The 12,613-nt window shown below is 67.3% G+C and carries 1 protein-coding gene; it reads right to left on the reverse strand.

Annotation, left to right across the window (positions count from 1 at the left end):
- Positions 1–55: 55 nt before the first annotated feature.
- Positions 56–12,547: an SDR family NAD(P)-dependent oxidoreductase gene (locus ACMGG8_RS19695; RefSeq protein ID WP_414158228.1), complete on the reverse strand. Its 12,492-nt coding sequence runs from the start codon at positions 12,545–12,547 to the stop codon at positions 56–58.
- Between the last annotated feature and the right edge of the window lie 66 nt (positions 12,548–12,613).

Here is a 12,613-nt window from a genome sequence, read left to right on the forward strand (position 1 = left end):
GTCCTTACCGTCCTGGTTTACCCGGCGGCGTGTCCCGCCGGGTCAATGTTTCAGATCAATGCAATGGCGCCTGGACGGCTTGCAGCTTGGCCGCCAGTTCGCCCAGGGGTTGCTGTTCATAAAACAGGTCGGGCATCAGCTTGGTGCCGAAGCGCTTGTTAATGCTGTCCGTCAGTTGCATCACCATGATCGAGTCCAGGCCCAGGTCGTGGACCTGGACCGAGTGGCCGATCTCCTGGGGTGCAAACCCCAGCTTGTGCTGCAACTCCTGCTGGATGAACGCCAGGATCCGTTGGCCGAGGGCGGCCTCGGTTGGGGCGTTCGGCTCCTGGGGTGTGGCGTCCAGCGGCTGGCCCATGGGCAAGGCCGTCCGGGGTACAGCGGGGGCGTCAGCCCCGGCCAGCCACGGGTGATGCCGATCCACAGCGGCCCGTTCCTGTTGGTCCAGGTACAGGCTGACCCGGTCGGCCTTGAGGCACACCCGCGCTTGCGGGTCCAGCACCAGCAGGCAGAACGACAACCCGTCGTCGTCGAGGCCGATCCGGGTCAGGACCACCGAGAACACCCCCGCAGGCTGCTCGTAGCAACACAGCTGCTCGATATTGCGCACGATGACCTGTGCCTGGGGCAGCCCCAGCTCGGCGAGCAACAGGTAGATCGCCTTGTCCAGGGTGGTCGCCAGGTAAGGCGTCAGCAGCAGGTTGTCGGCGTGGTGATTGTGCCGGTTGATCAGTGGCCGGCCTTCGAGCAGCAAGCCATGGGCACTGATGACCCGCTGGCCCTGGTTGTCCAGGTAGGGCAGGAAATCGTAGCCGGCCTCGGCCAGTCGCTGGCTCACGGCGGCGGCGCCCAGGTGGCTGTCTCCCGGGCTGGATGCACGGTTCAGCAGCTCGCTGGCAGCGTCCAGCACCGACTGGGCCAGTACCGGCTCGTTGCCGGTCAGCGGGTTGACCAGGGCAAACCCCAGGTTCAGCGACGGCTGGCCCTGGCGCTGTACATCGAAGTCAAGCTCCAGTTGCCCCTCATCCACCTCCAGCAGGCGATACGCCAGGGCGCTGACCGTCGCCCAGTCGGCGATGAAGTGCTCGAACGCACAGGACACCGACAGCGTGCAGCCGGCGAACCGCGAGACCAACCCCGGCATCGCCAGTGCGACATCGGCCAGATTGAAGGCACTGATGCGTTGCCCGCCCGGCGCCCGGTACAGGTAATCGAGCAATTGCGCCGCCACGAAATCGGTGCGAAACAGCGCCCCCGGTTGCGTTGTCGAGCAGTTCTCGGCCACCAGCGGGTGCAGTTTGCCGGTGAACATCAGCGGGTTGATGATCGCCGACTCATAGCCCGGCGCGGTGTACCAGCAACGATTCTTTTCGAACCCGTAGGCCGGCAGGCTGATGCGCTGCGGCTGGCGCTCATACAGGCCGGCCCAGTCCGGCAGGTTCTCGCCCTGCAGCCACTGGTTCAGCAGGGACGCCACAGGATCATGCGCCGTGGGCAACTGCGCGGCATCGGTTTCCTGAAAGCGATAGAACGCCGCGTCGTGGTCTTGCCCGTTGATGCAGGCGGTCAGCGCTTCCAGCAGCGTCTGGCGGTTGGCACAGCGGATCGCCAGCCGATTGCGCAGGTTGTTCTTGCCCACCTGCAGGGTGTAGGCGATCTGTGCCAGCGACGCCTGGCTGGTGGCCAGCCAGTCGCGGAAACGGCTGAGGTTGTCCGCCAGCACCGACAGTTTGTGCACCGAGAACACAAACACCAGGCGTTCATCGGCAATCTGTCCGGCAGGGTCTTCGAGCTGCGGGTACTCCTCGACGATCAGGTGAGCGTTCATGCCACCGGCGGCGATCGAAGTCAGTCCGGCCCGCCGTGGAAAGTGCTGCATCCGGCCGTCGACCAGCCGCTGCGGGCGATGCCAGGGGGTCAACTGCTGCGGCACCTTGAAGGGGCTGTCGGCAAAGTCGATGTCCTGGTTGAGCTGGCCCGAGTGGATCGACGGCGCGATCTGCCCATGCTTGAGCTGCAACAGGGTCTTGGTCAGCCCGGCCACCCCCGAGGCGGCCAGCAGGTGGCCGATATTGGACTTGATCGAGCCCAGGTAGCAGAACTGCTTGTCGTCGGTGGCGCCGGCAAAGGCGTTCTTGAGCCCCAGCACTTCGATCGGGTCGCCCAGGCGGGTGCCGGATCCATGGCCTTCGACATAGGAAATCGACGCCGGGTACACCTGGGCCTGCTCCATGGCCTGACGGATCGCCAGGGTCTGCAGGTCCGGGTTGGGCACATTGAAGCCGTTGCGTTCGCCGGCATTGGTGATGGCCGAACCCTTGATCACCCCGTAGATCTGATCGCGGTCGGCAACCGCCCGGTCCAGGCGCTTGAGCAGCACCGCCCCGACGCCCTCGCCGATCACCGTACCGTCGGCGCCGATGCCATAGCTGTTGACCGATTCGGAGGTGATCGAGGTGAAGTTGCCCTGTGAGGTGTTGACCACCGTGTACGGGTGGTACATCAGGTTCAGGCCGCCGGCCAGCACCATCATGGTTTCGTCGTGGCGCAGCATGTGGAAGGCCGTGTGGATACAGGTCGAGGACGACGAGCACATGGTGTCGATAAACAGGCTCGGGCCGGTCAATCCGTAGAAATAGGACACCGTCATCGGGATGGTGGCCATGCCCGAACCCGAGGCGATGGCGCCTTCGGCCAGATTGTGTTCGAAACCGTAGTAGTGATAGTCGTTGCTCATGGCCCCCATCAAAACCCCGACATTGCCGCCATAGCGGCTCTGCAGGGTTTCCCGGGAATAGCCGGCGTCTTCGAAGGTGTGCACCGCCGCCTGCAGGAACAGCCGGACTTCCGGCGACATGTGGTCGGCGTAGACCTTGGGCATCTTGAAATAGCTGTAGTCGAACTTGTCCACGTCCTGGATGAAGGAGCCGTTGAGGCAGGTGGTCTTGCCCAGCACCTCACGATTCTTGTAGTACAGCTTGCTGTGGTCCCAGCGCTCGGCGGGGAAATCGCTCATGCAGTCGACGCCGTTGGCCAGGTTCTGCCACAGCTGGTCGATGCTTTGCGCACCGGGGTAATAACCCCCCAGGCCGATCACCGCCACGTACTGCGCCAGGTCACTGTCCGGCTCCGGCTCCGGCTCCGGCTTCGGCTTCGGCTTCGGGGCAGCCTCCAGGACTGGCGGCGTGGGCGCAGCAACGGCCGCCTGAGCTGCGTCCGGCGCCGCGCTCCAGGGCGCCGCGGCCACGGCGGGCGCCGGCGGTTGCCCGTCCCCCGCCAGGATCGCCATGAAGCGTTGGCGATACTTCACCGCGAAGTGCTGCACCATGCCGGCAATGTTGACGTGTTCGAACAGCAGGGTCTTGGGCAGCGAGCCAAGGTGTTTTTCCAGCTCCTGGGTCACCCCCACCGCCATGATCGAATCAAAGCCGTAGGCTTCGAACTTTTCCGCCGGATGGATTTTCGCCGCATCGATCTGGGTCACCTTGGCAATGATCCGGGTGACGAACGCCTCGATGTGCTGCTTCAGGTCGCTGTCGCTGAAGCTGGCTGCCCCGGCGGTCTGCGGCGCTGGCGCGGTGTCCGGCCCGGGAACGGCGACGGGGGCCTGGCCGATGCTCGCCAGCCGCGACCGCTCGCCATACACCACCCAGGCCTGCGCGCTGAGCGAATGACTCAACAGCTGGCACAAACTGGCCAGGCCCTCTTCCCGGGGCAGTGGCACGATGCCGAACTGTTCACGCATCTGCTGCTCGATCACCGGCGCCAGGCCCATGCCGCCGTCGCGCCACAACGGCCAGTTGATGCTCAGCGAACGGCCTTTGCGCTTGCCTTCGGCAGCCAGGTGCTGGCGGTAATGCATGTAGGCGTCCATCCAGGCATTGGCGCAGGCGTAGTCCGCCTGCCCCAGGTTGCCCAGCGCTGCCTGGGACGAGCAGCACACCAGGAAGTCCAGCGGCCGCTCGCCGATGGCCTGGTCCAGCGCCTCGATGCCGGTGACCTTCGCCGCCAGCACCTGGGCGAAGTCGTTGGCGGACTTGTGCATGATCAGGCTGTCGCGGATCACTCCAGCGCCGTGGATCACCCCGTGCAGTTCGCCCTGCTCGGCATAAATCCCATCGATCCACTGGCGGACGGCCCCCGCGTCGCTGACGTCCAGGGGCTGATAGAGCACCCGCGCGCCCAGGGCCTCCAGCGGCGCGAACAGCGCTGGCCCGGCGGCCCCCAGGACCGAGCGGCCGGCCAGGTACAGCACCGGGTGACGGCAACGGCTGGCGATCTGTTGCGCGAACACCAGGCCCAGGCCGCCGGCCCCTCCGGTGATGGCATAGACCCCGGCATCGCGAAATGGCTCGGGGCCGGGGCCGGGCGCCGGCGCCGCGGGTAGCTCGCGCCAGTGGCAGGCGTAAAGGCTGCCGCTGGCAAAGACCCGCACCCGCTGCCGATAGTGCAGGCGACTCTGCCGGGCAATCACCTGGCTCATCGCCGCGTCGCCCATCTCGGGGTCCAGCGCCACCAGCCGCGCCTGCAACTCGCAGTTCTCCAGCATGGCGCTGCTCAGCAAGGCATCCAGGGCACTCAGGCGCAGGTCATCCTGGCCCTGGCCGACATACAGCTGCAGATAGTCGCCGGCTTCGGGGTCCCGCTCCTGCAGGCACTGCAGCAGCGCCAGGGCGGCGCTCTGGTACAGCGCGGCGTCGGTCTGCCCGGGAGCTCCGGGCAACACCCGGACCTGGGCGCCGAACTCGCGGCGCACCTGGGCCACCACCGCCTCCGGCAGCCCCAACAACAGCAGTTGCGGCCGGGCATCGGCAGGCAGCGCCTCACCGGGGCTGTCCAGGGGCTGCCAGAACGGGGTACGGATCAGGCGGCCGAGTGTTTCACCCTCCGCCCGCGAGGGCGCTTCCGTTGCCGTAGCCGCTGCTGCGCGTACTTGCGCGGCCGGAGCCGCCGCGGGGGCTTCGCCGGCGGTACGCCGCGAGCTGAAGCCCTGCAGTTGCAACAGGCATTCACCGGCGCGGTTGTACACCTGCAGATCGACTTTCTCCAGAGCCGCGCCGCTCGCCCTTTCACGGCTGGCCACCACCGTCAGCGGGCCCTGGCGCAGGGCCTGTTGCAGCGAACCGTACAGGCGCAGGTTGTCCAGGGCGAAGGGCAGTGCCGGGGCGGCGGTCTGTTGCCCGCCCCCCAGGGAGGCGGCGATGTGCAGCGCGCTGTCGAGGAGCCCCGGAGGCAGCGCCACGCCATCCATCTGCGGATCCGGTGCGGTGTCGGACAACTGCCCCAGCACCCGGTCGCGACCGATGAGGATCTGCCCGGCGGCGCGGAAGCTGCTGCCGTAATGCACCCCCATGGCCTCGAAATCTCGATACAGCGCGTCCTGGCTGCGCTCGCCCAGGTTGCACTCGGCCTCCAGCGGCGCCCGGTCAAGCACCGGCGGTGCGGGATCGGCAGCATTTGCCAGGAGCGCGTCGCCCTGGGCGTGCAGGTGCTGCTCGGAGCCCTCGAGGCTGTAGATCTTGAATGACAGGCTGTCGCCCGCGTTGCCCGTCAGCTCACAGAACAGCTCGACCTCGCCGGCGTCTGCGGCCCGGGCAAAGGTCAGGGGCCGCAACCACACCATGTTGCGCAGCGTGACCTGCTGCATGGGCCGCTCGCTGGCCCGGACAATCGCTTCACGGGCCATTTCCAGGTAAGCGGTGGCGGGGAACACCCGTTGCTCGCCTATGCGGTGGTCGGCCAGGAACCGCTCCCGTCCGCTGAAGCGGCTGACAAAACACTGGCGCGCCAGGGTCGAGATATTGTCCTGCAGCAGCGGGTGCCGGTGCTGTGTGTGCGGCCCGGCAGCGGCCGCTGCAGGCCGGCGGGCCTGGGGCCAATAGCGCTCGCGGGCGAACGGATAGCCCGGCAGTGAGACCCGGGCCGGGGGCTGGGCAAACAGCCGCCGACCGTCGATGTCGTAGCCTTGGCGGTAGCAGTCCGCCAGCCCCGACAACAGTTCGCGAAGTTCGTCCTCATGCTCGCCCAGGCTGTCGTCCAGCAACTGCTCGATGTAGCGCAGCACGGTTTTGCGCGGGGCAAACTCGCGATCCACTTCACCGCCAAACAGGTTCGGCCGCTTCTCGCCGGCCAGGTACCGCTGCAAGCCGTAGCGCGCCTCCTCCAGGTCCGCCGCCACCAGTGCCAGGCGATGGCGGAAGTGATGCCGGCCTTCGAGCAGCGTATGGCTGATCGCCGGCATCTGCTCGTCGCAGTACCCGCCCTGCTCCAGTGCCCGGTTCAGTTGTGCGGCTTTCTCCTGCAGGGCCTCGGCGGTCTTGGCCGATAGCACCAGCAGGTAGCAAGGGCGCCGCCGTCCAGGGCCTTCAGGCCGTTGGCTGTAGCTTTGCAGCACCACGTGGGCGTTGGTGCCGCTCATGCCAAAGGCGCTGACCGCGCCGATGCGTTGCTGTTCGCGCCCGGCCTGGGGCCAGGCCTTGTTGGCCTTGTTGACGTAGAACGGGCTCTGTTGCCACTGGATATAGTCGTTTTCCTGCTCGCAATGTAGGCTCGCCGGAATGGTTTCGTGGCGCATGGCCTGCAACAGGCTGATGACGCTGACCAGCCCCGAGGCGGCAAAGGTATGGCCCAGGTTGGTCTTGGTCGACGTCAGGGCGCAATGGCCGGCGCAGTTGCCGCGAAAGGCATCGTTGAGGGCATTGATCTCCACCGGGTCGCCCAGCTGGGTGCCGGTGCCGTGGGTGACGATGTAGTCCACCGCCTGGGTATCGATCCCGGCGCGGCGATAGACGTCTTCCAGCAAGCGTTGCTGGGCCAGCCCGCTGGGGGCGGTGATGCCGTTGGTCCGGCCGTCATAGTTCAGGCCGCTGGCGCGCAGGGTGCCGTAGATCCGGTCACCATCGGCCTCGGCCCGGGCCAGCGGCTTGAGCAGCACGCAGCACACCGCTTCCCCCGGCACCATGCCATTGGCCCGGTGATCGAAGGTGAAGCACTTGCCATCCGGCGAGAGCATCCCGGCCTGGGTCATGCCGATGAAGGCATCCGCCGAAAAGATCAGATTGACGCCGGCGGCGATGGCCATTTCGCATTCGTTGTTACGCAGGCTGGAGGCCGCCTGGTGCAGCGCCACCAGGGCCGACGAGCAGGCGGTGTTGATCGCCATGGTCGGCCCGGTGAGGTTGAGAAAGTACGCCAACCGTGAGGCCAGGATGCCGTTGTGGCTGGAGGTCAGGCTCTCGTCCCCGGCCAACCGCTGGAAGTCGCCCTCCTCGACCCCGACGAACATGCCGACCCGCTGGGTGGCCAGCTGACGGGGGCCAATCCCGGCGTCTTCCAGGACATTCCACGACTCCTGCAACAGCAGCCGCTGCCGGGGATCGAGGTGGGTCGCTTCACGGGGCGAAATCTCGAAGAACAGCGGGTCGAACTCGTCGATCCCCGGCACGCTGGCCATCCAGATGCAGCGGGTCTTGGCCGGGTTCTCCCGGGGGTCGCCATAGTGCTCGCGCCAGTCATAGCGCTGGGCGGGAATCTCGTCCACCAGATCACGGCCCTCGGCCAGCACTTGCCACAGCTCATCCGGCGTGCGAGCGCCGGGAAAGCGCCCGCTGATGCCAATTATGGCGATGGTGTCCGTGGCCGGGCCGGCAGAGACGGCGTCGGTCGCTGCCGCTGGCTGCTCCTGCTCCTGCTCCTGCTCCGGCGCCGAGGTCACAGGCTGCAGGTAACAGGCTTCGACGGCCTGCCGGTGTTGGTCCAGCAGGTGCGTGGCGAGTTTTGCCAGGGTCGAATGGCTGAAAAACACCTCCGGGGTCAACTTCAGGCCAAAGTGCCGGCTCAGCAGCCCGGCATATTCCGCCAGGCTGATGGAGTCGAAACCGAAGTCGGCCAGGTTGCGCTGTTCGTCCAGGCTCTGCCGTTCGGCCTGCAGCGGCCGGCTCGCCAGCTCCCGCAGGTCCCATGCCAGCGCCTGTTCGAGGCTCAGGCCCTTGAGCTCGGGACGGCGATGGGCCGGCGCATGCGAGGCAACCGCCAAGGGCGGTACGGCCCTGGGGCGTGCGGTCGGTTGGTTGATCCCCGCGATGCACTGCTGCAGGCGCACCGGTTGCCCTGCCAGCACCAGCACCTGGGGGATGTCACTGCTGACAATCCGGTCCAGCAAGGCCAGGCCCTCGGCACTTTCCAGCATCCGCTGGCCGCTGGACTTGAGGTAGAACTCGGTGGACTCGCGCTCGCCCAGCGCCATGCCGCCCTCGCGCCACAGTGGCCAGTTGATCGCCACCACGCGCCGGGCACGCCCGCCCTGGACATGGCGGGCATAGGCCTGCTGGAAACGGTTGGCCATCGCATAGCTGCACGCGCCCATGTCCCCCAGCAGTGCCGAGCTGGAGGAAAAATGGCAGATCAGCGCCAGCGGTTGCTCCGCCAAGACCTCGTCCAGCACCTGGGTCGCGGTGATCTTGGGCGCCAGCACCGCGGCAAATGCCTCGGGCGAGCTGGCCAGGACACTGCCGGCGGCCTTGAGGCCCGCGGCATGGATCAGGCCGTCGATGGGCCCGCTCTGCCCCAGGACGCGGGCCAATGCCGCCGTCAGTGCCTGACGATCGGCACAGTCGGCCTGCACGTGGAACACCCGGCAGCGTTCATGGTTCAGCGCAGCGACGCGCGCCTGGGTGGCCGGTGACAAGGGGGACCGACCGTTGAGCAGCAGGTGCAACCGACCGCCGCGGCGCTGGCGTGCTCGCTCCGAGAGTTCGCCGGCCAGCAGCAGGCCCAGCTCGCCGAGCCCGCCGGTGATCAGCAAGGTGTCGAGCCGCTCCAGGGCCAGTGGCGCGACAGTGGCCTCGACCGGCACGGGCGCAAGGACGGGCCGCCGCACCTCGCGGTCCTGGTACAAGCGGCTGCCTGCCGGCTCACCGCTGAGCTGCAGCCATAAGCGCTGCAACCAGCGGTGCTGGTCGGCGGTGCCTTGGGGCACGTCGATCGCCACCTCGACGGGGCAGTCCAGCAGCGGGCCAAGGGAACGTTCGAAGCCGATCCACGACTCCAGGTGACAACGGGCCAGCCCATCCCCGGCGCGGCCCGCCAGCAGCAGTCGTTGCAGCGGCGCTGCCGTCACCGCCATGGCCTTGAGCAAGGCGACGATCGGGCCGCTGTCGCCGAGCCAGCGAGCGTCGTCCATGCTCCACAGATACAGGATCCGGGTGGCGGACTCGCCGGCCAGGACCTGTTGCAGCCCGGCCTGCAACTGCTGCGGATCATCGGCCGCAACCTGGTAATGGCCTTCCCGGTCGCGTTGGTTGGCCGCGCCCGCGGCGACAAACACCAGCTCGGTGTGCGGGCTCTGGGCGTGCACGGTACGGGCCCATTGCCGGCGCAGCTCGGGGTCGGCCAACAGGCAGACCACTCGCTGGGGCCCGCTGCCGCCGCGCGGTTCCTCGGCCTCCAGCCATTGTTCGGTGTAGGTGCCCAGTGCGCTGGCGGGCACCGCCTCTTCCGCCCCGACGGTGCCGCCTGGCGTCGGCGCCTCCAGCCAGTAGCGGTCCCTGGCAAAGGGGTACCCCGGCAAGCTGATGCGTGCAGGATAGGGCCCGCTGCCATAGAACCCTGCCCAGTCGCTATCGGCTTCATCGTCCGTGGCGGCCAGCCACAGCGCCGCCAGTTGCTCCAGGTCGGCAGCGGCCAGGGCCTGTTCCCAGGTCATGCTCGGTGCGGCCAAGGCATCCATCCGCTGGCCATCGAGCCAGGCTTGCAGTTGCTGTTGCAGTTGCAGCTGGCTGTCGACGCGGAAAATCGCCCGGGCCGCCATGGCTTGCCGACCGGTCTGCAGGGTGTAGGCCAGTGCGGCAAGGTCCGGGCTGTGCTGCTTGAGAAATTCCAGCAGGCGCAGCACCTGCTGTTGCAGGCGCTGCTCGTCGCGCGCGGACAAGGGCACCAGCAGCGGCTGGCCCTGGTGTGTGGCGAACAGGCGCTGCTCGCGATACTCCTCCAGCACGGCGTGGGCGTTGGTGCCGGAAAAACCGAACGAGCTGACCCCGGCTCGGCGCGGTGTACCGTGCTCCGGCCAGTCGCCGCCCTGTGTGTCGATCACCAGCGGCGAGTCTTCGAGCTTGATATGGGGGTTCTGCTGCGTGAAGTGCCCCAGTGCCGGCAGCTTTTTGTGTTTCATCTGCTGCAGCACCTTGAGCACCCCGGCAATGCCGGCTGCGCCCTCGGTATGGCCGATGTTGGCCTTGACCGAGCCGATATGGCAGAAGCCACGGTCGTCGGTATAGCGGGCAAAGGCGCGCTTGAGTGCATTGATCTCGATCGGATCGCCGAGCCGGGTGCCGGTGCCGTGGGCCTCGATGTAACTCAGGGTACGCGGATCGATCGCGGCGTTCTGCCAGGCCTGGACGATCACGTTCTCTTCCCCGGCCACGCTGGGCGCTGTCAGCGACGGTGTGTAACCGCCATGCAGCGCCGCCGACCCCTTGATCACGCCGTGGATCGGATCACCCTCGGCCAACGCCTGGGCCAGGGGCTTGAGCAACAGCGTGGCCACGCATTCACCCGGCACATAGCCGTCTGCACGGGCGTCGAAGCTGTGGCAGCGGCCCGTGGGCGACAGCGCCCGGATGGCCGAGAAATAGCGGTAGTGCCAGGACGACAGCAACACGTTGCTGCCGCCGACGAACGCCATCGCGCACTCGCCGTTGCGCAACGCCACGCAGGCCGCGTGCAACGCCACCAGCGACGAGGAACAGGCGGTGTTGAACATCAGGCTCGGACCTTTGAAGTCGAACCAGAAGGAAATCCGGTTGGCGGCGATGGTGCCGCTGCCGGTGGCGATGTAGGGGTCCATCGGCAGGCCGAGTTCGCCGATCTTGTCGACGTACTCGTTGAAGCAGGAGCCGATGAACACCCCGGTGTCGCTGCCACGCAGGCGCGAGATCACCCCGGCATTCTCGGCACTCAGGTACGCGCTCTGCAGCAGCAGCCGCACTTGCGGGTCCATCCACTGGGCTTCGCGGCGGGACAGGTTGAAAAAACCGGCGTCGAACTTGTCGACATCGCTGATGAAGCTGCCCCAGCGGGAATAGGTCCGGTCCTTGGCTTGCGGGTCGGCGTCGAACCAGGGCGTGATGTCCCAGTGATCCGCCGGCACGGGCTTGATCAGTTCCAGGTCGTGCCAGATGTTGCGCCAGAACTGATCCAGGTCCTCGGCTTCAGCGAACTGCCCGTGCATACCGATGATGGCGATATCGCCCGGGGACTGCGGGTTCATCTGCAGCGTGGCCGGCGCTTCGCGGCTCAAGCCGGGCTCGGCCCGCGGGGCGGCTTCAGCCGCGCCCTGCTCTCCCAGCAACCGGGTGCACGCTGCGGGGTGCTCCTGCCAGAGGAAGGTCGCCAGTTCGGCAAGGCTCGGGTACTCGAAAAACACCGTGGCTTCGAGCTCGATCTGCGCCGCACTGGCAATCTGCTTGGCCAGAGCGACCAGTTGCACGGACTCCAGCCCCAGATCCATCAGGTTGCGCAGGCGTTGCTGGCTCCCCACTTGGCGGGCGCCAAGGGCGTGCAACTGGGCCAGCAGGAAGTCTTCCATTGCCGCGCTGCCGGCGGCGCGGATCACCGGCGACGCCGCCGCGGCCGTGAAGCGGGCGCCGCGCAGGCGCTTGAGCGAACAGCCCTGGAGCTGGGCAATCATGGCTCCGTCATCGTCGTACACGTCCGCGTCGAACAGCACCAGTTCGCCGGAGTTCTTCAGCAGTCGGGCATGGATCCAGGCGCTGGACGGTGCCTGGCGCCGATGCAAGGTCAGGGACTTGATGCCCATGGGAATGTAAGGGCTGGCCAGTCGCTCGGCGGCCAACAGCGGAACCAGGGTCAGAAAGGCGCTGTTGATCAGCAGCGGATGCACAGCGTAGTGGCGCTCATCATCCAGTACCACCCGCGACAACGTCTCGGCGCCACCGGCCTGCTGGTAGAGCGCCTGCAGGGTGCGATAGCTCGGGCCAATCTGCAGTTGCTCGCTGATCCGGTAGATCGACGCCGGCTCCAGCGCCGTCATGCCGGCAACAAGCCCGGCCGGCAGCGCCGGCGGGGGCTGGACCCGGACCGCCGACAATTCGCCGCTGGCCGCCACCTGCCAGGGCTCCAGCGGCGTGCGGCGGCACACGGCCTCGAAGCCGGGCGCGGCGGCACGGATCGCCACCTCAAGCTGCTCGCCTTCGGCCACGGCCATCGGTGCGGCAAAGGTCAGTGCGTTCAGGCGCAGTGCTTCGCCGTCGGCGAGCTGGCCCAGCCCCTGCTCCAGCGCCAGGCTGGCGTAGGTCAGGCCGAGGAGGATCTGCTGGTGATCGAACTGATGATCGCGCAGGCACGGCTCGTCGTAGCGATACACCGCGGCCGCCTCCAGCCCGGCGCTGGCCGCGGGCACCTCGATCCGACGCGTCGCGCTCGCCTGCAGCAGGCTGGCCCTGAGGGCCTCGAATTCCAGCGCCGCTTGTTCGAGGCTGATTTCCTGCCGTTGGATCTTGCCATGCAGAACCCTGATTTTACTGTCCACTGCTCTCTCCAATCCCTGGTTCCGTGAGTGCCTGCAACAGCCCGTCAGGCTGTGTTCCCTGCCCGC

Origin of the sequence: Pseudomonas sp. BNK-45 (genome assembly GCF_047456255.1) — a bacterium.
Classification (GTDB): domain Bacteria; phylum Pseudomonadota; class Gammaproteobacteria; order Pseudomonadales; family Pseudomonadaceae; genus Aquipseudomonas.